General features: G+C 66.7%; 18 protein-coding genes. 3 read left to right on the top strand and 15 right to left on the bottom strand.

The annotated features are described in order from the left end of the window. Positions 1-131: 131 nt before the first annotated feature. Complete coding sequence (locus V8683_RS29040; protein ID WP_411192578.1) at positions 132-380, bottom strand: hypothetical protein; 249 nt, start codon at positions 378-380, stop codon at positions 132-134. A gap of 137 nt (positions 381-517) precedes the next feature. Here V8683_RS29040 and V8683_RS29045 point away from each other — a divergent pair, with 137 nt between their 5' ends. Continuing rightward, entirely contained in the window at positions 518-967 is a 450-nt protein-coding gene (locus V8683_RS29045; protein WP_411192577.1) for a hypothetical protein, read from the top strand. Positions 968-1025: 58 nt separating this feature from the next. Here V8683_RS29045 and V8683_RS29050 read toward each other — a convergent pair whose 3' ends face one another. From V8683_RS29050 to V8683_RS29070, 5 genes are all read right to left on the bottom strand, one after another. Then, a complete protein-coding gene (locus tag V8683_RS29050; RefSeq protein WP_411192576.1) occupies positions 1026-2072 on the bottom strand; it encodes an ABC transporter permease in 1047 nt (348 codons plus the stop codon). Between the two features lie 4 nt (positions 2073-2076). Next, positions 2077-3096 (bottom strand): ABC transporter permease, encoded by a 1020-nt coding sequence (locus V8683_RS29055; protein ID WP_411192575.1) that lies wholly within the window; start codon positions 3094-3096, stop codon positions 2077-2079. A 44-nt stretch (positions 3097-3140) separates the two neighbouring features. Then, entirely contained in the window at positions 3141-4700 is a 1560-nt protein-coding gene (locus tag V8683_RS29060; protein WP_411192574.1) for a sugar ABC transporter ATP-binding protein, read from the bottom strand. Between the two features lie 14 nt (positions 4701-4714). Then, positions 4715-5749, bottom strand: coding sequence for an ABC transporter substrate-binding protein (locus V8683_RS29065; RefSeq protein ID WP_411192573.1), 1035 nt, complete (start codon positions 5747-5749; stop codon positions 4715-4717). Positions 5750-5890: 141 nt separating this feature from the next. After that, positions 5891-6976 (bottom strand): LacI family DNA-binding transcriptional regulator, encoded by a 1086-nt coding sequence (locus V8683_RS29070; protein ID WP_411192572.1) that lies wholly within the window; start codon positions 6974-6976, stop codon positions 5891-5893. Between the two features lie 265 nt (positions 6977-7241). Here V8683_RS29070 and V8683_RS29075 point away from each other — a divergent pair, with 265 nt between their 5' ends. Together V8683_RS29075 and V8683_RS29080 are read left to right on the top strand one after the other, a co-directional pair. Next, on the top strand, positions 7242-8207 hold the full coding sequence (locus tag V8683_RS29075) for an aldose 1-epimerase (RefSeq protein WP_411193496.1): 966 nt from the start codon (positions 7242-7244) through the stop codon (positions 8205-8207). A 336-nt stretch (positions 8208-8543) separates the two neighbouring features. Further along, positions 8544-8939 carry a DUF3331 domain-containing protein gene (locus V8683_RS29080; protein ID WP_411192571.1) on the top strand — a complete coding sequence of 132 codons (396 nt, stop codon included), beginning with the start codon at positions 8544-8546 and terminating at the stop codon, positions 8937-8939. 14 nt (positions 8940-8953) lie between these two features. Here V8683_RS29080 and V8683_RS29085 read toward each other — a convergent pair whose 3' ends face one another. From V8683_RS29085 to V8683_RS29125, 9 genes are all read right to left on the bottom strand, one after another. Further along, on the bottom strand, positions 8954-13711 hold the full coding sequence (locus tag V8683_RS29085; protein ID WP_411192570.1) for a cellulose synthase subunit BcsC-related outer membrane protein: 4758 nt from the start codon (positions 13709-13711) through the stop codon (positions 8954-8956). Between the two features lie 29 nt (positions 13712-13740). Continuing rightward, on the bottom strand, positions 13741-14931 hold the full coding sequence (gene bcsZ / locus V8683_RS29090) for a cellulose synthase complex periplasmic endoglucanase BcsZ (RefSeq protein WP_411192568.1): 1191 nt from the start codon (positions 14929-14931) through the stop codon (positions 13741-13743). A gap of 9 nt (positions 14932-14940) precedes the next feature. Further along, positions 14941-17499: a cellulose biosynthesis cyclic di-GMP-binding regulatory protein BcsB gene (gene bcsB, locus V8683_RS29095; RefSeq protein WP_462848335.1), complete on the bottom strand. Its 2559-nt coding sequence runs from the start codon at positions 17497-17499 to the stop codon at positions 14941-14943. Positions 17500-17504: 5 nt separating this feature from the next. After that, complete coding sequence (bcsA, locus tag V8683_RS29100) at positions 17505-19721, bottom strand: UDP-forming cellulose synthase catalytic subunit (protein WP_411193494.1); 2217 nt, start codon at positions 19719-19721, stop codon at positions 17505-17507. Further along, on the bottom strand, positions 19718-20515 hold the full coding sequence (bcsQ, locus tag V8683_RS29105) for a cellulose biosynthesis protein BcsQ (protein ID WP_411193493.1): 798 nt from the start codon (positions 20513-20515) through the stop codon (positions 19718-19720). The genes bcsA and bcsQ overlap by 4 nt, the downstream gene beginning before the upstream one ends. Beyond that, positions 20512-21330 carry a cellulose biosynthesis protein BcsP gene (gene bcsP / locus V8683_RS29110; protein ID WP_411193492.1) on the bottom strand — a complete coding sequence of 273 codons (819 nt, stop codon included), beginning with the start codon at positions 21328-21330 and terminating at the stop codon, positions 20512-20514. The genes bcsQ and bcsP overlap by 4 nt, the downstream gene beginning before the upstream one ends. 63 nt (positions 21331-21393) lie before the next feature. Next, positions 21394-21849, bottom strand: coding sequence for a cellulose biosynthesis protein BcsD (gene bcsD, locus V8683_RS29115; protein WP_411193491.1), 456 nt, complete (start codon positions 21847-21849; stop codon positions 21394-21396). A 393-nt stretch (positions 21850-22242) separates the two neighbouring features. Next, entirely contained in the window at positions 22243-23346 is a 1104-nt protein-coding gene (locus tag V8683_RS29120) for a CAP domain-containing protein (protein WP_411193490.1), read from the bottom strand. Positions 23347-23605: 259 nt separating this feature from the next. After that, a complete protein-coding gene (locus V8683_RS29125; RefSeq protein WP_411193489.1) occupies positions 23606-23959 on the bottom strand; it encodes a DOPA 4,5-dioxygenase family protein in 354 nt (117 codons plus the stop codon). Positions 23960-24106: the final 147 nt, after the last annotated feature.

Below are 24106 nucleotides of genomic sequence, written 5' to 3' on the forward strand. Positions count from 1 at the left end.
TGCCGGCTTCTTCCTGCGTCGCTGCGTCTGCAGCAGAGAAACGAGATTATGGAGAACGGTCGAAGGTCCGTCAAGCCCCTTTTTGAAAATATCTTGAGAACCTGCGAACAGGGCTAGTGGGCATCGGTTGGTCACGGCTTCCTCGGCTTCTTCCCGAACATCGCCTTGCATGGCGGCGACAGCTCGTCGTAGTGCTGCTTCATGCACGCCTCAATCTTTTCTTTGTTGGGTATTTCGCTCGCGCAGAAGTGAAATGCGTCGCCACGACACGCTCGATCCTGCTCCTCCTCGGTCGCGGCATGGCCAGTCAGTGTGAAGGTCAGTCCAATCAGCAGCGCAGCGGCGGCCACAGCCTCCGCCCGTATCGTTCGGCGTTCCATGTCGTGCTCTCCTTTCGCTACCTATAGGGAAAGGAAGCGAGAAGAGAAGTCACGCAACGACCGTTCCCGGCACGACGCTTGCGGCTCCAACAGCGTCGCATCAGCCGGGAGACGCTGCGTCAACGCAGCAACACGCCATGCATCCGATCATCCTGAAGATTTCCGTCGGCGCCTCGCTCTGCTTCGCCACTGCCCTGTGCGCTCAATCCGTCGCGCACGCCGACGACAGCGCGAGCCCTTGTGCCGCGCTCAAGCGCATCGTCGCCGCGGCACCGCAACACTTCGCGTCGCTCGACCCAAACGATGGACGCTCGGTCGCACAGCCCTATGGCGACGACGCCCGCTGCTCGACGACTCGCGGCACATATCAATGTGAATGGAGCACTCGCAATACCGGCGTCGACAGCGGTGGCAATCCGCTCGAGGGCGTCGGCGCCGACATTGCCGCATGCCTGCCCGACGCGACGCACGACCTGAACTCGCCGAGCCGCCAGCACTTCTATATCGGCGCTCGCGGCAGCCGGACCGAAATCACCGCGCAGACGGAGGGCCCGACGCGCGTCAGGCTGTCCGTCTCGCAAGAGTGAGGAAAGTCATGCAGGAGAGGAAGACGGCCGACACCATCAACGCGCCGGCTGGTCGCTGTCAGGAACTCGCCGTCTTGCGCGCAACGCGGCCACTACCCGAACCGCTTGCGCGCGCGGCGCCGTGACGACGCCCGGTCAGCACCGTCTGGACGATCACCGCCGCGAGCAGGAATGCTCCGCTCGCGAGGTTCTGGTAATACGGGCTCAGCGTGCCCACCTGATTGATGACGTTATCGATCACGCCGAGCAGCAACACGCCGGCGAGCGGTCCGGCCATGGTCCCGACGCCGCCCGTCAGCAGCACACCGCCTATCACCGCCGCCGCAATCGACTGCAACTCATAGCCCGTGCCGGCGCCCGAAAGACCCGAATCCAGATGCGAGGCCAGCAGCGCACCCGACAGTCCCGCAAGCGCGCCGCTCAATCCATAAGCCAGGATCTTCACGCGTTCGACACGCACGCCGAGCATGCGCGCCGCCTCCTCGTTGCCGCCAATCGCGAAGATCGCCGCGCCGAAGCGCGTGTGATTGAGGAGCAACCCGCCGAGGCCGTAGATCACCACGATTACCCAGATCAGATTGTTCACACCGAAGATCGAGCCGTTGGCGATGTGCGTGAGGAACCCCGGATTCGCAATCAGCAGGTCCTGACTCGCGAGCACGAGCGCGAAGCCTTTGAGCCCAAGCAACGCCGCCAGCGTGACGATGAACGGCGCCATGCGCGCCCGAGCGATCAGCACGCCGTTCACGAGTCCCACCACAAAGCCGGCCGCCACGGGAGCCAACATGGCCGCCCCCCAGCCATACGGCGCGGCATAGGCGGCCAGCACGGTGCCGAGCCCGACCATCGAGCCGACCGAGAGATCGAATCCGCCCAGAATGATCACGATACTCTGGCCCACGGCAACCAGCCCGAGGAAAGCGCTGTTCGAAACGATATCGGCGAGATTGGCGGGTTTCAGGAAATCCGGAAACACCATGCCCGCAATCAGCGCGACCACGACGAGCATCCCGATCGCGCCACGCGACTGCACGAGCGCGATGAGCTGGGCGCGGCGGGAGCCGTGTGCGTCGGCGGGCGTCGTGGCGGCATTGGCGAAGGGCATGGCCTCAGGCTCCCGAGCGTTGCAGGTACAGCGCCACCACGATAAACACCGCCTTCAGAATCTGCGCGTACGTGAAGCTGATGTTGTTCATGATGAAGCTCGCGTCGAGCACCTGCAGCAGCAGCACGCCGAACACGGCGCCGACGATCGAGATACGGCCGCCGGAGAGCGGCGTACCGCCGATCACCGAGGCAGCAATGGCGTCGAGTTCGAAGTTCACGCCAACATAGTTGGGATCGGCTGCGCCCAGCCGCGCCGATGCGAAAAGGCCCGCGAGTCCCGCGAGCGTGCCGCTCGCCGCATAGACAAGGAACAGCGTGCGCCGCACCGGAATGCCAGCGAGGAAAGCGGCGCTGCGGCTCGCGCCCACGAGTATCGTGTAGCGCCCGAAGGTCGTGCGCCGCACCACGAACGCCACGATCACGGCGAATGCGAGCGCAATGAGCATGACGATGGGAATCGGGCCGAACGAGCCGGCGCCGAGCAGGTCGAACGCGCCGGCATCGGGCAGATTCACGCGCGAGCCGCCCAGAAGCGCCTGCGCGAGGCCGCGCGCGGCAACGAGCAGCGCGAGACCGGAAATGAGCGGATCGATGGCGAGCAGCGCGACGAGCATCCCGTTGCAGAGCCCGACCAACGCCCCCATGCCCACCGCCGCGATCATCGCCGTGCCCACGCCATAGGGCAGGAACACCGCAATCGCCGCGCTGGAAAGCGCCATCACGGACCCGACCGAGAGGTCGATGCCACGTGTCGCAATCGCCAGATTTTGGCCGAGTGCGATCAGCACGATAGGCGCTGCCTCGAAGAGCAGGCTGCGTGCCGCAAACGGATTCGAGAATCCCGGCGTGACCACCAGGTTGAACGCCACGAGCGCCGCCAGCGCAACATAGACGCTGTGCTCGCGCAGTACCGTGCGCCACGCAAACGAGCGCGACGTGTCCGAGGCACCCGAAGGTGCGCGCGGTGCGGGAAAATTCGAGGGGCTCAAGCGTTCCTCGTTCGATTCAAGGTTGGTCGCCATCGGTGCCGTTGTCGTCGATTGTGCCTCGTCCGGGCGTGCCGCGTTCATGGCGTGCCGTCCGTGCCCGGTCCCGCGAGCACGGCGAGCACGTCGTCGGGATGCGCGCCCTTCGTCGGCATGCCGCCCTGGGTCGCCCCTTCGTTGAGCACCACGAGACGGTCGGTCAGCGCAAGCAGCTCTTCCATCTCCGACGATGTCACCACCACCGCCAGCCCCTCCTCGGCCAGTTGCTGGACGACGCGATGGACCTCCTCCTTCGCGCCGACATCGATGCCACGTGTCGGGTCGTCGAGCAGCAGCACGGTGGGACGCGTAGAAAGGCAACGCGCGATCAGCGCCTTCTGCTGGTTGCCGCCCGAAAGCGTGGAGATGGGCGCGCCGGGGCCGGCTGTCTTGATGCCAAGCCGCGCAATCGATTCGCGCACGAGCTGTGCTTCTTTTGCGCGCGAGATGAAGCCGAATCGCGAGATGCGCGGCAGCAGGCTCGCGACGATGTTCTCGCGCACGGAAAGGCGCGGGAAGATGCCTTCGGCGCGGCGGTCTTCGGACAGGAACGCGAGGCCGCGCGCGATCGAGCGAGCCGGCGTGGCGTGACCGAGCGGCTGCCCGTCGATATCGACCTCGCCCGCGTCCGCTTTCTGCGCGCCGAAGATCGTCTTGAACGTTTCGGTGCGCCCGGAACCGAGCAGGCCCGCCAGCCCCACAATCTCGCGGGGCGCCACGCGCAGCGAGACGTCGCGCACGCGATTGCCCCATTGCAGATGCGCGACATCGAGTGCCGGCGTCACGTCGGCGCCGGCATCGACACGCCCTTCGCGTTCCGACCACGCGTGCTCGCCCGCGCTCTCGCGCCCGAGCATCGCGGCAATCAGGGCGCTACGCGGCAACTCCTCGGGCGTGCCGGTACGCACCACGGCGCCGTCGCGCATAACCGTGAAGCGATCGCACAGCCGGTAGCATTCGGAAAGCCGATGGCTCACGAACAGCAACGCAATACCCTCGGCGCGCAACTGGTCGACGACTTCGAACAACACGTCGACTTCGGCGCCGCTCAGTGCAGACGTGGGCTCATCGAGAATCAGCACGCGCGCACCCAACGAAACGCCGCGCGCAATCGCTACCATCTGCTGCGCGCCGAGACCCAGCGAACCGAGCCGAGCCGCCGGATCGACGGCCAGGCGGTAGCGCTGCACGATCTCCGCCGCACGTTCGAGCATCCGCTTCCTGTCGGTCAGGATGCCGAATCTTTTCGGCTCGTGGCACAGAAAAATATTGTCGGCCACGCTGCGCTCGGGAATCAGGTTGATTTCCTGATACACCGCGCATACACCCGACTGCTGCGCGCCGCGCGGGCTGTCGAAAGCCACCGCGGCGCCGTCGAGCATCAGCCCGCCCGCATCGGGCTGATAAAAGCCCGTGAGGATCTTGATGAGGGTGGACTTGCCCGCGCCGTTCTCGCCGACAAGCCCATGCACCTCCCCTGCGCGCAACGTGAGCGACACGTCGCGCAACGCGCGCACCACGCCGAAGGTCTTCGAAACGCCGCGTGTTTCGAGCACGGCGGCGTCGGTCTGGGCGGGGTTTGCGGCGGCGCCTGTCGTCATGGTTCGCGCGCGGCTCAGTAGACCTTGCCCGCCGCCAGCGAAGGCTGTGCGTTGGTCTTGTCGAAGAGCGCGTCGTCCATGATCTGCTTTTGCGGCACCGGCTGGCCTGCGAACCAGGCCTCGAGCGACTTGAACGCGAGCGGGCCGAAGCGCGGATTCGTCTCGACGTCGGCAGCCACGACACCTTGCGAGATGTCCGTGACGATGTCCTTCGTCCCGTCGATCGAAACGATCTTCACGTCCTTGAGCTTGCCGGCCTGGCGCAGCGCCGTGATCGCGCCCAGGGTCATGGTGTCGGCATGGGTGTAGAGCGCGTTGATGTCAGGATGCGCGAGCAGCATCTGCTCCATCACCTTCTGCGCTTCGGTCGTGGACCAGTTGCCCGTTTGCGCGGCAACGATCTTCATGTCCGGATACGCCTTCAGGCCCGCGGCAAAGCCGTCGGTGCGCTGGCTTTCGACCGTGTTGCCGTAGCCGCCCTGGATTTCCGCAATGACCGCCTTGCCGCCCGTCGCATCGGCAAGTGCCTTGGCCGCGCGCTCGCCCTGCTTGTAGAAGTCGGAGCCGAGGAAGGTGATGTAGTCGTCGCAGAACGTGCCGGCCGTCAGGCGGTCGATCGTCACGACCGGAATGCCCTTGGCGCGCGCCTGGGCGAAGGCGGGTTGCAGGCCGGTGGAATCGTTCGGCGCGATGATCAGCGCCTGCGCGCCCTGGTTGATCATGCTTTCGATGTCGGCCACCTGCTTGGCCTGGTTCGCATTGGCATTCGTGTAGAGGAGACGCTTGACGCCGGCCGCCTTCGCCGCCGCACGCACCGAAGCCGTTTCAGTCGCGCGGAACGGGTTCTGCTCGTTTTCGGACTGCGAGAAGCCGACCACCATGTCGCTCAGCTTCATGCTGCCCGGCTTCGGGTTCGTACAGGTTTCAGAGGAATTCGATTGCACCTTCTGCGCGTCGCTGCCCGACTGGGCCCACGCGCTACCGGTGCTGGCCGCCGCGATGCAGAACCCTGCGGCGATAAGGGCTGACTGAATACGTTGATGACGCATGGCTGTCTCCGTCTCCGTGAATAGTCCTTGGCGGCGCGGGTTGCAGACCTCGCTCCGGCCGGTCACTTGTTCTCGTTCTCTTGCTGGATCCGACGCGCTGCGCCGGATTATTACGGCCACTTCTCCAACTAATATTACCAGTTAATTATCGACGATATTAATGAGGGTATTCACGGGGGAGGCGGGGTTGGGCGCGCAGACCGAAGCCCGCTCGATGAGCGGGCCGTCGAGCTTCACGGCGCGCCGCCGCACGGGCGCGCCGGCGCTGCGGTTTTGCTCCTCCTGCAGCAGCGTTTCGACCGCCCAGCGGCCCAGTTCGTAGTTCGGCAGCACGACCGTGGTGAGTGCCGGATGGGTGTGACGCGCGATTTCCTGGTCGTCGTAGCCCATCACCGACACGTCTTCGGGCACGCGCAAGCCGAGCTGCTTGAGCGCCTCGATCGCGCCGGTCGCCATCAGGTCGTTCGCGCAGAAGATCGCCGTGGGCGGATTGGGCTCGCGCATGAGCGAGAGCGTGAGCTCGAAGCCCTTGCCGGGGCTCCAGTCGCCGTCGCGCACGAGTTGTTCGTCGTAGAGCAGGTCGGCGGTGGCGAGCGCCTGACGATAGCCCTTCAGGCGGTCCTTCGCGGCGTCCTGCCAGGTCTCGCCGTTGATGAAGCCGATGCGCCGGTGGCCCGCCTGGATCAGGTACTCCGTGGCCGTGTGGCCGCCCGTCACCTCGGCCGGCACGACCGCGGACAGCACGTGATCAGACGAATAGCAGTTGAGCAGCACGGCCGGCACCTTCAGCAGGGCGGGCGGCACCGTCACCTTGCGCGTGTACACCGTCGCGTAGATCACGCCGAGCACGTTGGGCATGGCGAGCGTCTGCAGCACGCGCTGCTCCATCTGCGCATTGCCGTGCGTCGAGAACACCGCCAGCACGCAGCCGTTGTTCCAGGCGGCGTCGCGCGCGCCGTCGATGCTCACGACCGGGTGCGGGCTCGTGGAAACTTCGTCGGCGATATAGATGATGAGGTTGCGGTCGCCCGCGGGCGCGGGCTGCGCGGCGCGGATCGGCAACTGGTAGCCGAGCGACTGCGCGACCTCCAGCACCTTGCGGCGCGTCGCCTCGGAGAGCTTGGCGCCAACCGCGCCGTTGAGAACAAGCGAAACCGTCGATTGCGACACGCCCGCGGCTTTCGCGATGTCGGTCATGGTCGGACGGCGCTGGGTCGATTTTTTCATCGGAAGCAGGATAGGCTGCGCGGCCTCGCGGCAAGCGGAGCGGCCTTCGGGCGCGCGCGGGTAATGGGTCGCAGCGTAGCACTAATAATTTGGCCCATCAATTGGAGTATGTCGCCATTTTTTACAATCGCCACTCATTGCGTTTCACGAGTATATTAACGATTATTAGTAATAATTTTATGCGTTCGTGAACCACCCGGAGAGCGATCATTTGACTGCCCAGCCGCCCGGCTCGCGCCGTACCGCCCACACCGGCGATGCGCCTATCGAGCCTCCCTTGCCGCAGGATCCGCCTTTCGATGCCGCCGCGCTCGACGACGGCCGGCTTGTCACGCTGGCTTGCGGCGCAACGCGTGCGCTCGTCGCGCCCCACGTGGGCGGCTCGATCGCCGCGTTCTACGAAGCGGGCGGCGGCGACACGTTCCACTGGCTGCGTCCGGCCACCCGCGCGGCGCTCGATGCGCAGGATCCGCTCGGCATGGCCAGCTTCCCGCTGATGCCGTACTGCAACCGCATCCGCGACGGCCGCTTCCGCTTCGAAGGCGAAATGATCGATCTGCCGAGCGGCACCGGTGCGCTGCGCCACGCTCTGCACGGCCATGCGTGGCGCCGGCCCTGGCGCGTGGAAGCACGCAAAACGGCCAGTGTCACGCTCCATTTCGTGCACGAGCCCCACGCCCGGCACGACGCTCACGCGGGCTGGCCGTTCCGCTACGAGGCGCGCCAGCATATCGTGCTCGACGAGGCAGGGCTCAGCGTGCGCCTCTGGGCGCGCAATCTGGCGGCGCGGCCGATGCCGTTCGGGTTCGGCCACCACCCGTACTATCCGCGGCCGCCGGGCACGCGGATCGCCGCGCGCGTGCGCGCGATGTGGGAGATCGACACCGAAGTGCTGCCGGTTTCGCTGAACGCGCATCCGGCCGTCGATGCCCTGCAGGCCGGCCTCCCCATCGACGCTTTCGATCTCGACAACAACTTTTCCGGCTGGCGCCACGAGGCGGTGATCGATTGGCCGCACGCGGGCCGGCGCCTCACGCTGCGCGCGGGCGCGCCGCTCGACTATTTCGTGCTGTTCACGCCGGCGGGACTGCCTTATTTCTGCGCCGAGCCGGTCAGCAACACCACCGACTGGCTCAATCTGCGCGCGGAACGGCTGGATGTGGGCGGCACGGTGCTCGCGCCTGGCGAGGCGATCGAGGCCCAGCTTGCGTGGCTGCCCGGGCGCTGGTGAGCGCTTGCCCAAAACGCGCCATTGATCAGAAGTCCGAATCTGCCTTCCCCCCCCCCGAGCCCGAACCGCGTGGATGACAAAGCATCCGCAGCGGCCCGGGCGAACGCGCCGCGTCCCTCGAACCTGACAGGATTGCCATTGTTTGGCGAGCCCAAACTGTGTATTTGGGGAATCGGGATTTATCCTGCCAGACATGGCAGATACGATACCGGCGAGATCGCACAAGCACCGGAGGGATTCGACGTGAGCCAGTTACGAACGACATCATCCAGGCAAGCGGCGCCCGCGTATCCGCTATGTCCGCAGGCGTGTGGTGTCGGGGCCGGGGATCGGGAAGTGGGCGATCCGTGGACAGCCACCATCTCGCGGCTCGGCCAGCTCGCCGACCACGGCGAGGTCTATGAGCCCGCGCATGACGAGGAGGCACTGGTCGAAGCGCCGGCACCGAGAAGTGCGCGCGCGGTTTCGGATTATGGGCGCAATGCCGTAGTGACCTTCGTGGAGCGCATCGGCGAGAAAGCCGTGTCGATTTCGTGGCGCGATTCGACGGGCGGCAACTATCGCGAGCAGCGCTGGGTGCAGCGCGCGGCCCGCTCGCGCGGCGTGTGCGCGCTGACCGGCAAGCCCATCTCGCGCGGCGACAGCATCTACCATCCCGTGAGCAGCACGCGTGGACGCCCCTCGAATCTCGCGCAGATGATCCGCGCCGAAGCACTGGAGCGGCTCGAGTAGGCCGCATCCGCGCATTAATCCGTATTGGTCAGATACGGCGACATGAAGGGCTTCGGTGGGAACGGCTGCTGGCCCGACTGCGGCGTGAAGCTGTAGCGCAAATACACGGCGGCAATCCACTCGCGGTACTCGTACGCGTTGCCAAACGAAGCCAGCGCGCCCACCGTGAGCTGCGGCGCGAGCCGGTATTCGCCGTTGGCGAACAGCGAATAGGCAACGCCCGTCTTGCTTTGCCCCGGGTAGACGGCGTTCGCATCGAGCGGATTTGACGCCGAGTTGTCTGCGTTCATGGTGGACGCCGCGTTGTTCTCCATGGTCGGGTCGAGCGGGAAGTACGCCACGGCGTTTTCGCGGTAGTGCTGCACGCCGATGGAGCCCTTCAGGTCATACGTGAAGGCGCCCGTGCGACCGGCATATTCCAGCGGCAGATTCAGGATCACATACTGCTGCGGGCTGAAATAGCCACCCTGCCCGTATGTGACATACGACTGGTTCTGGCTGAACCTCATCCACGTGGCGTTCAGGCCGACCATGAGACTCTGGTCGGCATCCTGGTAGAGACGCGTGTACGCGCCGCCGCCAGCCTTGCCTTCGTAGTTGTCTTCCACATGATGGCCGTCGTAGTACTGGAACTGGCCGTTCACGTAGAGACCGCTCGTGCCATCGTCCCAACTGAGCGCCGCACGCGTGCCCGATTTCACGACACCGCCCCATTCGAGCCCCGCCTGGTCATCGCGCGCGCCCGCGTACGAGATCAGGCTATCGGTCACGGCCTGCCGCGTGACCGCGAGCGAGTAGGAGACCTTGTCGGTAATGCCGCCATCGTACTCGACGTCACCCAGCACGTTCTCGTAGCGGAAGCCAAGCGGTGTCGCACCGATATCGGCCTTCAGAGAACTTGTCTGGTAGCCGACCGAAAGCCCTACGCCGCTTGCCGTCTGCGAACCGAAGTTGCCATAGGGCCCCGGGCCCGAGAGACCCGAGCCGAATCGCGCGGCCGTCGAGAGGCTGCTGGACGCCGTGCCCGCGTCGAGCGTGACCGGCGTGGCCGTGACGACGACATGGCCGTTGCCAGCTCTGATGCTGCCTTGAATCGGCGCCTCGATGTCGGTGAGGTTCGTCAGGCCGTCCTCGCCTGCACGGTTGCGGAACACCGGGCCGCCCGTGATCGTGCTCGCCTCTTCGCGATTGACCTGCGCAAGCTCCTCCGCCACGCCGAGCGTCTGCGAGTTCGCCACCTGCTGCTGCGTGGGTGCGGCCTCAGCGGCGCCGGCCGCAGGCGCCGCATACGGTTGGGCGTAGCCTGCCGGCGGTTGCGGGATGTACTGCTGCGCGGCATAACCCTGTTGTGCCTGAGTCGCCGGATTCGGGTAAGGCGGCTGGGGCACGTAGGGCTGCGGCGCGTACGGCTGCACATAGGGCTGCTGCAGATACGGCGGTGGCGCGTAGCCTTGCTGGGGATAGCCTTGCGGATACGGCTGCTGCGCATAGCCCTGCGGCGGATAAGGCTGCTGCGGGTACGGCTGACCGTAGCCTTGCGCATAAGGTTGCGGCTGGCCATATGCGGGCGCGTATTGCTGCTGTTGTGGCCACTGCGGTGGCTGTGGCCGCTGCGCGTTCGTTTCGCGGCTGGCTTTGGACGACTTGCGTGCCTGAGTTGTGGTGCGCTTTATCGCAGGGGCTTCTTGCGGCAGCGGCGGTACGGAAGCGTAGGCACTTTGGGCCTGCTGCGCGGCGGGCGACATCGGCCACGGCGTCGCCGCATAGGGCTCCTGTTGCGGCGGATACGGTGCGGCAGGTGCAGGCTGCGAATAAGGCTGCGCGTTCGGTACGTTCGGCGCGTACTGCGCATACGGTTGCAGGGGCTGCGCGGGAACGGGCGCGCCCGAGGCACTGGAGCCGTAGGTATCGGGTCCGTAGCCGTCGACTGCGGCGGCAGCCGGCGCGTTCGCCTGCGCAGTCGTCGCGGGCAACGGCTGGTATCCCGAGTTGGCCCCGGCGGGCGCAACATAAGGTGCAACAAACGGCGCGCTTTGCGCCGGCGGGGGCGGAGTAGGCACGGTCGTGACGGGTGACGAAAGAGTGGACCAGGCGGGCGCCGCCGGCAGCGGCGCTGTCGAGCCCGCGTCGGTGGCCGACGAGGCCCCGGCGGTGTCGATCGCCGTCTTGCCTTCGAACGGATTGGTGCCCGGCAGCGGATTGGCGCCAATGGGCCGGCTGAGCGCCTCCCAGCCGCGCGGCACGTTCGACGCGGACGTCGCGATGCGCGCACCCGGCGGTGTCGTGCTCGCCACGAGCGAGCGTTTCAGGTATTGCGCCGCCAGCGACAGCTTGCCCTCGGCGCGATACATTCGGCCAACGGCCGCGAGCAGATCCGGGTCGTCGGGGGCGGCTGCGAGCGCCGTCGTCGCGGTCTGCCCGGCCATGCGCCAGTCCTTCGCGGCCGTGGCCGCGTAGATCGCCGCGGTTTGCAGGCCGAGGTCGTCGGGACGGCGGCCAAGCGCGACCTGGTAGCACTTCAGCGCGTTCGTGGGCTCTCCCGCCGACGAATACATCCGCGCGAGCGCGGCCTGCAGGTCGGGGTTGTCGGGCATAGCCGCCAGCCACGGCGCGATCACCGCATAGGCGCTTGCCAGATCGCCGCCGGTGCGCACCTTGTCGGCCTGACGCACGACGATGGTGAGATTCAGGTTGTCGAAGTCGGTCCGCTGCCCGGGCGTGAGCGGCATCGTCGCGAGACGCCGCATCACGTCGCCGAGAAGTGCGTCCTGATGACTCGCGAGCAGAATGCCCGCGTATTGCAACTGCAGGCCGGGATCGCCGGGCGCCGTCGACATTGCGCCCTGTACGAGCCAGAGCGCGCGCCCCGGATCGCCCGCGGCCACGTAGCCGCCCGCCAGCTCGCCGACGAGCGACGGCGTGGCGAGCGCGACAGGCTCAGCGTTGCGCAGGATGGCCTGCGCCTGCTGGGTCTGGCCGCGCTTCGCCATCTGCGTGGCAAGATCGACCTGCTGGCCGACCCACAGGCGATGCTGCAGTTCGGTCATGGCCTCGTTGCGCTGTGCGACGGGAATGCGGTCCAGCAGGCGCAGCCCGTTCGACCAGTCCCTGGTCTGCTCGGAGAGCAGCGCGCTCGCATAGAGTGCATCCACCATGTCGGGGTGGGTTGCGAGCAAGCCGTCCATCATGCTGCGCGCCGTGCCCACGGCGCCCTGGCGCACGTAGATGCGCGCCAGATCGAGCCGCAGCCATGGATCGTCAGGATTGCTCACGAGTGCGTCTTCGAACAGACTGCGCGCGGTGCCCAGGTCGCCCCGCGCTTCGGCTTCGCGCGCCTGGGCCGCTTCCGCCGTGCCGCGCAGGCGGTCGAGGCCGCCCGCCTTCGCCTGCTGCTCGGCGGTGAGCTGGGTGGCGAACTGCAAGGCCTCGTCGCCGCGGCCCTGTGCGGCGAGCGCGCCCACGAGGCCGCGAATCGCATCCGGATTGTCGGCCTGGCGGCGCAGCGCCATGCGGAAGGCTTGCTCCGCGCCCTGGGGATCGCGATTGGCGAGCAGCGCCTCGCCCAGCATCACCTGGGCCGTGACATCGGAAGGATTGAGCTCGATGGCGCGCTCGTACAGCGATTTCGCCTTCGCGAAGTCGCCGTTGCTCTGCGCGCCGATCGCCTCGCTCGTATAAGTCCAGTAGGTCGCGCTCGTGAGCGCCTCGCGCCAGCGCGCCGGATTCCCCGCGCGCGACGCGCGTTCGAGGTCGTTGCGCGCCGCTTCGAAATGCTCCTGCTTCAGTTCGACGATGCCCATGCCGCCCAGCGCATCGCTGTCGTTCGGCGACGATGCGAGCACAGCAGCGAAGCGCGCACGCGCCGTGACGAGATCGTCGCGGTCGAGCGCGGCGAAGCCCTGGCCGATCGTGCGGCCGCGCGCGTCGTTCGCCGCATTTTCTTCTGCCTGCAGGCGGCCCGCCTGATCCTGCTTCACCATGCTCTCGTAGCGCGCCTTCACGGCCGGATCGTCGGGCACGAGCTTCAGGTAGGCGTCGTAGAGCGGCTGGTCGGAAGGCCGCGCCGCCAGCCACAGCAATGCCTGGCGCCAGCTTGCGCGCGCCTCCTGGCCGACCTTGCTGTCGCCCGCGAGCTGTTCGAGCCGCGCGATACCGTCGCGGCGCGTGGCGTCGCGATACGTGAGGTGCTGCGCGTAGGCGAGCGCGTAGCGCGGATCGTCGGGGTTCTCGCGCGCGAGTTCTTCCAGGCCCTTGCGCGCCTCGTCCCAGCCGCTCGGCGTGGCCGAGAGCGCCTGGTAGTACTCGAGCCGCAGTTCAGGCGTCGCGGGCTTGCCGCCCAGCGCGTTGCGGTACTGCTCGACCGCCGAGGCGCTCTTGCCCATCTGCGCGAGGCGCCGCGCGTCGTTCACGGTCTGGTCGCGCGGGCTGGTCTGGCCGAGGCGCCGTCCCAGCTCGTCGATGCCCGGATAGTCGGGCGCCGCCTCGCGCAGCTTTTCGAGGTACTGTTCCGCGCCGCCGCCGTCCTTGCGGTCGGCCATGACCATGCCCATGCCGAACAGCGCGTCCGGCTGCTTCGGATCGATGCGCAGCACTTTCTGCCAGGCCTGCTCTGCAAGGTCGCCGCGGCCATGCGCCTGCCAGTACTTGCCTTGTGCGATCAGCGCCTGCAACGGGTCCGGCATCGCGGCATGCGCTACCGGCGTCAGCGCGAGGCAACCCGCGAGCGCGAGCGCCATTCCAAGCGCGGCAACAGACGACGAGCGTCGCAACATGGAAGCACCGGTTCGGCGGTCTCGCGTCTTCACTCGCATGCGCCCCTCCACGACGGGATCAACTGCCCGTTCGCGTCGAAGCGGTAGCGGCCATCGATCGCGCCCGTGCCGAACAGGCCGAGCACGCGGTCGTAGTAAACAGGCTCGCGGCCCGGCGTACCGCCATCGAGCGCGGCGAGATGCGTGCGCGCGAGCGCGAGGCTCTTCGTGTCCCCGAGCACCGCGAAATAAGGTGCAAGTGCCCCCCAGTAGCTGAGCGGCCCTTCGCCGGTTCCGGTCCCGCTCGTCGCCGCGACTTTCTCGGGCGGCACGCCGGTTTGCGCGACGCGCTCGTCCATGCCGCGCACCGCGTCGAGCCAAGGTTTCGCAAGCGGGTCGGACGGGGCCGCGAGGCCGGCCCAGAGATAGACGCGAATAGCGTCGTAGCTGCCGACGTCGCCCGTCTTCGGATCGACGACGAACTGGCCTTCGTGCCAGGCGACCCAGTCGGGCGCGAAGCCGCGCGGCGCCGTGCTTGTCACCATCTTCAGCGTACTTTGTGCGAGCGCCGTCCACGGGCCGCCGTGCAGGTCGTGCGCGAGGCCGCGCAGCAACGGCAGCGGCAGATAGCTCGGATTCAGGCGCGTCACGCCGCCATTGACGAAGCCCTGCGGCCCCGGCAGCAGCATCGGCCCAAGCCCCGCGAGGTCGGTCACTTCGCTCTTCGCGATCTGCGCCGCGAGCGCCGTGCCGAGCGCCGTGTAGTCGGGCGCATTCCACAGGCGCCCCGCCTGCAGCAGGTCGTAAGCGATCCAGAGGTCGGCGTCGGAGGCCGGGTTCGGGTCGAGCACGCCCCACGAGCCGTCCGGGCGCTTGCCCCACTGCCAGGCCGGCAGCCGGACGTCGTTCGCGTCGAACTGGCCGCCCGCGAGGTTTTGGCGCGTCCAGGCGAGCAGGCGGTCGAAGGTGGCGCGATCGTTCGCCACGAGGGCGAAGAACATGGCGTACGACTGGCCCTCCGAGGTCGTTTGCTGCACGGCCGTTGCGTAGTCGATCACGCGTCCGTCCGGTTGCACGAAGCGCGCAACGAACGCGCGGTAAGAGGTCCAGTCGCCGCAAGCGGCCGCGGCGGCATGAGCGAACGTCGTCACGGCAGCGAGTGCCAAGCCACAGATGAGCCGGCAAGCGTGGCGAAATCGGCGCGCTCGGTGGGCAGCGAGCAAAGCGGGCGTGGGGGCCATCTCAATCCTTCAATCCTTCAGGCGGCGCGACGCGACGGCACGCAGGAAACGGTAGAAAAGCGCCGCGATCACGATAGCCGCGAACACGCCGGAGAGCACGAGGAGGAACGGATGCGACGAGAGCACCCAGCGCAGATATTCGATGGGCGAAAGCGAGCCGACGTAGTACGCCTCGCCGTTCGACGTGACGGTGACCGAACGGCCGTGGATCACGTCCATGGCGCCCTGGATCGACGGCAGCACATCGGCGTCGAGCAGCGCCGACGTGATCTCCTCTTCCGACTCGCCCGGCGCGCTGATCAGCGCGACCGCGCTGCGGCCCGCGCGCAGCGGCGATTCGAAACCGGCGATCAGCGCATTGCCGCCGGTTTCCACGAGCGAGAGATCGGCGCGCGCGGGCGCGCGCTCCACGCCATGCGGACCGTGCCACCAGTCTTCGAGCTTGAACGCGAAATCGGAGAGCGTGAACGTGCTCGTATCGCCGTCGCTCGAAAACGGCATGAACTTCGCCCATGTCCGCAACAGCGGCTGCCGGCCGGGTCCGCCGAGCATCAGCAGATCCTTGTCGGCAAGATGATCGACGTCGCCCGGGCCCGCAATCGTCACGCCCGTCACGGGGTATCCCGTCGATTCGCCCATGCGGCCCATTGCGAGCAGATAAAGACTGTAGTCGCTCGGCGTCGGGGCGCTCGGGAAGATCACAGCCGTCTCGGAGAGGTCGGCCATGCGCGTGAACGGGAAACCGCTGTTGGCGAACGCGGCGAGGTCGGGCAGCGCCATGTAATGCGGGAACGACGAGAAGTTGATCGTCGAGTCCGGGTCGATCGAGCCCGCCACGTTCTGCATGAGGCGCCCCGTGCATTCGCCGGTGTTCCGGATGTCGTAGAAGAAGTGCAGGCGCAGCAGCGAGCGCGGCGTGAGCACGAGCGGCGGTACGTGCACAATGCGATGCGCGACGCCCGTGCTCGACGTGTCCGCGCCAAAGCGCGCGAGCAGGCTGCTCAGGCTGAACCGCGACGGCGTCACGGCGGGAATCTGCAGCGCCGCCACAAAGTTATTGTTCACGCTGACGTTGAGCGACGAGCGGTCCGGGTGCGGGCGCACCGAGTAGCGGTAGCGCAGGTCGAGCGGCGCGCCCTGGGTGTTCCACATGAAGAGGTCGGGCGGCACGTGCAGGTTCAGCGAGATCGCGCCCGCGTCGTAGCCGGTTACCGAGAGCGCGCTCTCGTCGACGAGTTCGCCGAAGCGCACCGGGCGGCTGGACGGCAGCCAGTTCGGCGCGTCGTAGGGTGCGCGCGGCTTGAGCGTCGTGAGCTGGCTCACCGTGACGCTCGTGCCGGAGAACGTGCTCTGGCCGAGCGCGAGCGCGCTCGCGGCCGTGCGCAGCTCGTCGCCGTTGCGGCCCAGCACGAGCAGCAGTTCGCCGCGCGCGGGTTCGCTGCGCTCCACGACCGCGATCGTCGGGCCCGAAACGCCAGGCAGCGTCACGCCGTCCAGATGCGAATCGGACAGCGCGAACACCACGGCGTTGCCCGACAGCGGCACGCTGCCCACCTGCGCCGGAAAGCGTGCGCCGCGATAACCCGCGAGCGAGCCGAACCAGGAAGCCAGCGTGCCCGCGGCCGCGAGCATGCCGGCGTCGGGTTTGTCGGCGAACACGAACGGCAGTTCGAGCCGGCGCACGTCGCGGCGATCGAAGAACGGCTGCGGCAACGCGGCAAGATCGGGCTTCGTCGGCAGCGATGCGTAGGTCAGGTCGAGCGAGCTCGCGTTGCTCACCGTCGCCCACAGCGCGGAATTGGACGGGTCTTCGCAGCCGCGCGTGTAATGGCCGATCAGCTGGATGTTCAGGTGGTTGAACTCGGTGATGAAGCGCGGATCGAGCGAGATGTCGCGCGCCACCGTCGTGCCGGCCTGTTCGTGCGGCACCGGCAGGGTCGCCGCCACTTCGCCGTTTACGAGCACCTTCAGTTGCGAGAGATCGGGCAGCAGCGCAGGCGAGTAGCTGTAGACGAGATGCAGCACCGCGCCCGTCACGACCTCGTCGTTGCGGACCGAGAACGGCACGCCATTCTGGCCTTCGGTGCCGCGCAGTTGCAGCGGATCGAGCGCGCCGAGGTCGGCGAAGGTCAGCGTCTGGCGCCGGCCGCCGGGCACGAGCGTGCCGGGATTGGCGGTGGTCGGCGGGCGCATGCCGAGGAGCTTTTGCTGTTCCGGCGAGAGCGGCGGCGCGGTCAGCGCGAGCGGCGCCTGCGCGATGGCTTGGGCATCGAATTTTTCCGCAGGTCCCGGCGGCGGGACAGCGCCCACTGCCATCGCGCCATCGGCGGCGCGGCCCCCCGCAGACGAGGTGGCCGCGGCCTGAACGCCCGCGGCGTCGGGCGTCTTCTGCGCGATCGCATCGGTCGCGTAGAGAAAAGACGTCGCGACGAGCAGCATTGCAAAACAGGACGCAAAGCAGCGCGCGAGACGCACCGTGCCCGGCCGTCCCAGGCGCCTCGCCACGCCTGCATGCTCTCTCTCACCCGAGTCGCTGCGCGGGCGTAACGCCCCGGTTCTTTTCTCCATATCCTCTAGCTGTCTTTTTGTCCGGCCGCTTTGCCGCCGCGTTTCGTCCACGCGCGAAAGTCGCCATAAAGATGTTCGAAAAGCGCGCCGATGCCGCCCACGCCCACGCGCAACACATGCGAGAGCGCGCGCAGCGGCGCGTCGGGTTGCCGGCCCTCGGCCCAGCCCGTCCAGGCGTCGGCGCGCGAGAACGTCGTCTTCACGAAGTCGAACTCCTGATCCTTCGTCATCTCGACGAACTGCAGCCCCGCGCGGCCCGGTGCGGAAAAGCTCACGGTCGCCGCGAAGGCATATTCCTCGTCGCCGCGAAAGAGCGAGACCGTCACGTTTTCGTGCAGCGGTATCTGAATGGCCTGCGGCAGCTCCACACCCACGCCGCCCTCGGAGTAATCGAGCGTCTCGCACGCCAGCGTGCGGCCGGTGCCGAATCGCAGCATCACGGGCATCTTCATCGCCACGCGCGGCACGGAGCGGATCTGCTTCTGCTCGTTGGCGGCGGCCACGCTCGCGCCGAGTATCAGCATGTTGTAGCTTGTCCACGCGAGATTGAGGAGGGTGGTCTGAACCTCGCTGCGCAGGTGCGCATAGTGATAGATATGCACGAGGCCGCACACGAAGCCGAGCAGGTTCAGCATCAGCAGGATCAGGTACGGGCGCGAGATCGACCAGTCGAAGTAGGTGTCGGAAATCGTGCCGCCCTTGGCCGTGACGTTGAACTTGCCGAGCTTCGGATTGATGAGCGCGAGCAGCGTGGGCGCCGTGATGTACGACGCGAGCACCGACTCGTAGACTTCGGCCCAGAACGAGTGGCGAAACGAACTCTGCATGCGCGAGTTCGTGACGTTCGCATGGAACATGTGCGGCAGCGCGTAGAGCGCGATGGCCGCCGCCGACGCCTGGATCACATGGGCGCCGAAGAACAGGAACGAGAGCGGCGCCGTCAGGAACACGAGACGCGGAACACCGTAGAAGAAGTGCATCATCGCGTTCAGGTAGCACAGGCGCTGGCCGATCGAGAGACCCTTGCCTCCCAGCGGATTGTCGATGCGGAAGATCTGCGTCATGCCGCGCGCCCAGCGGATGCGCTGGCCGATATGCCCCGAGAGGCTTTCGGTGGCAAGCCCCGCCGCCTGCGGGATCGCAAGATAGGCCGTGGTGTAGCCGAGGCGGTGCAGCTTGAGCGCCGTATGCGCGTCTTCGGTCACGGTTTCCACCGCAATGCCGCCGATCTCCGCCACCATCGAGCGGCGCAACAGCGCGCACGAGCCGCAGAAGAACGTGGCATTCCAGAGGTCGTTACCGTCCTGAACGAGACCGTAGAACAGCTCGCCTTCGTTGGGCACCTTGCGGAACGTGCCGAGATTGCGCTCGAACGGGTCCGGCGAAAAGAAGTGGTGCGGCGTCTGCAGCATCGAGAGCTTCGGGTCGCGCAGAAACCAGCCGAGACAGATCTGCAGAAAGGAGCGCGTGGGAATGTGGTCGCAATCGAAGATCGCGAAATACTCGCCGTGCGTGATCTTCAGCGCTTCGTTGATGTTGCCGGCCTTCGCGTGGCGATTGTGCGTGCGGATCGTCCAGTTGACGCCCACCTCTTCGCAGAACGCCTTGAAGTCGGGGCGGCGGCCATCGTCGAGCACGTGGATCGAGAGCTTGTCGGCCGGATAGTCGAGCGCGAGCGCCGCATAGATCGTCGGCTTCACGACGGAAAGCGGCTCGTTGTAGGTGGGAATGAACACATCCACGGTCGGCCAGTCCGCGCGCGAGGCGGGTAGCGGCACCGGCTTGCGCCGCAGCGGCCACGACGTCTGGAAGTAGCCGAGCATCAGCACGAGCGTGGCATAGACCTCCGCCGAAACGAGCAGCAGCCCCCAGGCCGCGTCGAGCGGGCGGGTCCAGTAAGTGGTCTCCGTGAGACGCCAGAACATGTAGCGGCCCGAGGCGACCACCGACAGCATGATCATCACGAGCGTCGCGTAATGCCCCTCCAGGCGGCGAAAGAACAGCGCACAGACGAAGCAGCAGGTGGCGAACACCAGTTGCTCCGTATTCGGCAGCGGTACCGTGAACACGAAGAAGAGCGAGCAGAGCGAAAGCAGCGTGAGCACGACGGCGAACGGCTTGCTGCTCCAGATACGGGCATCGGCAAAGCGTTCAAGACGCGAAGCGCGCGCCGGCGCCGACCCTGACGAAGCGGCGACGGAATCGGTCTGGACGGTGCTCATGCGACGCTCCTTCGCGACAGCGCCGGGGCTGCCGGCGCATCCAGCGCCGCAAGCAGCCACGCGCCACAAGCCCGCAGATCGGTGGCCGCCTGGCAAAGCGGATCGTAGCGAACCACCGAGGTGTTGCAGGCGAGCGATTCGCTCACGCCCTCGTCGGCGTGGATGGAGCCTGGAAACATGTGGTCGCCCAGCATGTCGCGCAGCACGCGCAACACATCCTTGTTGAGCTGGCGCGACTGGTCGACCTGATTCACCACGTAGCCCTCGCCGATAAACTCCGGGCGCGGCGCCGCGTAGGTGTCGATCATGCGCTGCATCTGCGGGATTGCCGCATACGAAGCGGCGTCGGCCAACACGACGTTGACGGCGAAATGCGCCGCCGAAAGCGCGGCGCGCGTATAGGCGGACGAACCCGGCGGCGTATCGACGATCACGATGTCCGAGGCGTTCAGGCGCAGCGCGGCGAGGCCACGCGCAAGCCAGAGCGGGTTTTCGTCCAGGTGGCGTTCGAAGAGATGCTGCTCCTCTTCGATAAGCGCGCCGAACGCAAGGACCGTCACGCCGTCGGCGCCGTCCACCATCGCGCGTTGCCACGGCACCCCCGCGAGCGCGGCGCGTGACAGGCCGTCCACGCTGTCGAGCGGCACACCGAAATAAAGCCGCAGTGAATTCTGCGGATCGAAATCGACCGCCACCACGCGCCGGCCGGCTGCGGCAAGCACGGAGGCAAGATTGGCGGCGAGTGTCGTCTTGCCCACGCCGCCCTTGGCCGAAACCACGCTGACCACTTTCATGGCCTGCTCGCTCCCTTGAGAAACCCGGGATGGCGCGGCGCTGCCGCGGCCTTCGGTTCAACGCCGCTTCCCTGCATGCGCGCACCCTGAGCACCGCCGCCGCGCAGTCTGTCGAACAGCCGGTCCAGGCGGTCGCCGGCATCGATGTCTTGCGCCGACGCTGCGCCTTGCGCCGACGGCGCCGCCGTACCGAAGAGCTTCCTCAGCGGCGACGACGAAGACGGCGTGGCAGAGGCGAAGGCCTGCATCGCCGCGCGCGGTTCCAAAGGAGCATTCATTGCCGGCGGCGCGGGAAGCATACGGCGTGGGGCGATGCGCGATGCGGGACTCGGCAGTCCGGTTGCCGCGCTTGCGGGCCCCGTTTGTGCGGCTTCATCGACAACTTCCTCGGCGGCGGGCTGCGGCGAAAACCGGAACGCGCCGCTCTCGGGCGCCCGCGGCGCCGGCTTTTCGATGACGGGCGGAATGTCGCGGCGGGGAGAACGTGTGAAGAGCGGCGCCGAACGCCGCAGCGCGGCCTGGGAACGGTCACGCGCCATCGGACCGCTATCCGTACCTGCCGCCGCGGGCGCCGGGCTGTTCCGGACTCCTTCGTACAATCCGGGCGCCGTCTGCTCCGTCTCCGGCTCGGCCAGCGCGTCGCCGCGCGCCGTATCCGCCGCGCTCAGTTCGACCTTGCGCGGGTCGATCATTTCGAGCAACGGCCAACGGCCGCGCGCTTCGTGCGCCTCGCTTTCCATGCGGATCTCCCGGTAGCTGTCCGGGTCGCCCCCGAAGCGGTCGAAGAGGGCTTTGATGTCGCGTGAGGGACTCATGGTCGAATGATTCAGGAAAATCGATTGCAAACTGCCGGTCGAACGACGGCGTCGACGCGGTTTTCAGGCCGTAGTGCGCACCAGATGAAACTCGACGGCATAGCCGTCCTCGGGCTGAGCGGCCTGCACGACATGCAGTTGAGCCGCGCCCATTGCATCGAGCCAGGACTGATAGGCGCCCTGCAGGAATGCGGGCGTCCAGGCCAGCGCTTCGCCGCCGAACGCGGGCAGCGGTGCGCCGTAATGAGTGATACGCAGGTAATCGCCTTCGTCGGCAAGCTCGACGCAGCCCCACTGGATCGAGGTCCAGTGCGCATTGAAAGCGGCCGCGAGTTCTTCGGTGGATTCGCAGGCGGGCAGCGGATGATCGGCCGCGAAACGTTCGCCGACGCGAAACATCAGTTGGCGCAACTCGTTGAGATCGAGCTGTGACTCGAACTCCGCCGCAAGCGCATGCAGCAGACCGCGCCACTGGGGAGAAAGATGTTGTTCGAGTAGCGCATCGACGACGGTCGGCATGGGCGGCGAGTCCGTGAAGTGGCGGCAGGTTGGCTTCTCGAAGGCGACCGAGGCGACGACGCGACATGCCCGGCTGCTGGCCAGACGTCGCGCGGTGCAGCTTCGACGTGCGGCCTCGCAAGACACTTCTTGCGACAGGTTTTCCAGAGACGGCGAGAACACAAGGAGCGATTTGCCGTCGCCGACAAGCCAACGCAAACGTTTTCCTGCGACTGTTACGCAGTATAGCGCAGCGAATATTGACGAGGCGGCCGCTAGCCGATGCAAAAAAATCATTTCGCATCGGCCCTCACTTCCTCACGGTTGCGGCGCGTGCAACCCACATTGAACAAAAACTGTCTCGCGCTCGAGACAGTTTTTTCGTCCTTCACGGCCGCCATCGCGGCCGCCGAATCAGAAGAGCGGCAGCGGCCGGTTCGCCGGTGCGCCTGGCAGCGCCTCGTTCGCGACCGTCGCGGTGCCCGTCGTGAACGACCATTGAACGTCGATCGTGTTGTTTTGCGTGCCGTTCGACAGCACGCCCGTCACGCGAACGGTGTAGGTCGCATTGGCCGCAAGCGTCTGGTACGGCACGCATAGCGCGCCGTTCGAAAGCTCAGCCGGATCGGTCTCGGGCGTCTGAGGGAGACAAGGTACGTTGTTGCCGCTCGCGTCCGTGATCGTGAAGTTCACGGCAGTCAACGTGCCCGCGAAGCCGCTCTGAATCGTCACGGGGTAGCCCACCGTGGTGAGTTCGTATTGCGGGGCATTGGCAAACGGATTCGGCGATTCGTTCGCAAACCAGCTAGTGGGCACGCCCTTTTGGCCCGCATAGGGGTACGTGGCGAGCGCCGTCAGCGGCATCGCATTCGCTTCGTTGCCGAAGTCGATGTTGAACGCCTCCCAACTGGCGTTCGTCAGCGAGGCCACGCCCATCGACTGAAAATCGTCGAGCATGACGATCCGGTGGTACGGCGCGTCGAAAAGCGTTTGAACCGGGCTGACGCTGTTGGCAAACGCAGCGGGCTCGCCCGCCACGACCACTTCGCCATACGCCGGGTAGTTGCCCTCGGCGTCGATGCGATCCTGCGGCGTCGCGCCCGTGTAGCCGGGCTGGCCGACCGTCTCATCGTGGCCGTAAGTCTCGTTCTCGACCAGGTAGGTAGCGTGATCGAGCGAGGCGGTCGTCAGGCCGGCGTCGGAGGGCAGCGTGGGAAGCCCCACCGTCTGACGCATGGCATTCAGATAAGCGATGCCGTCGGTGGCGGCATTGCCGCTGGCCGACGGCAATGTCGCGGGCGTCGCCGCCGCGGGCAGCAGCGTAACCGTCCCGCCCAGTTGAGTCGGCGTGGATGTCTGGGCGCTGTTATTGCTGCCCGTCGTGCTGCTGCCGGTCGTGTTGCCGGCCGCCGCATTGCCCGAGCTGCCGGATGAGCCGCCGCCACCACCACCGCATGCTGCGAGCAGCGCGGCTGCAAAAAGGGAAATGACCTCTAGCCTGACGCGGGAGACCTGCATGCCGTGATGCCTTCTGTCCTGGTGCCTCGTGCTGGTGACGCGGACAGCCAGGTCCTGCCGCGTTCGCTTCCGTTTCGCATGCGCTCTGCACACGCGTACTGAGTAACGGCCGCAAACGTTAAAACTTTAATAAATGGCAGGCGTACTAATGTCTGATAAAAGGCCTGATCTTCACCTTATTCCGCGACCATCTCACGCGAAATCGTCAGATGAAAGCCGGGGCGACGGCTCGGTCGCGCACGGCTTCGGACGGCGCCGTTCAAGCGCCGAAGGCGGCCAGATTGAGGTGGTGCGAACGACCGATCCATGTGGCGCAATCGCGGTGATCGCGCAGCGAATCGGCAGTATTCGGATGGACAAAGATGTCGAGCTCGCCGTGATTCAGCGTGAGCCACTCGAAGATTTCGGCGAAGCGCCCGCGCGAGAAGGCGAGCTGATACGACCACATCGGATGCGGACCCACAGGGCGCTCGTGGAAACGTCCCATTTGCAGCGCATCGCCGAAACGCGCCTCGATGACGGTGCGCAAGGTCCACGCAGCGTCGCGTGTGGCCGCGTCGAAGTAGACGTGGGCGTGCCAGCTCTCTATTTCAGCCGGATCGATGGAGCTCATGACAGATAGAACGGATTCGATGAAAGAGGCATTATTGTGCCGTGAAAGAAAGCGGCGGGTCTGCCCCGCCGCGCCTGTCACTGCAGGAACAGCCGGTACGCCGGATTCTGCGTCTCTTCCCAGTGCGGGTAGCCGAGCGTGGCGAGG

Source organism: Paraburkholderia sp. AV2, assembly GCF_054968425.1.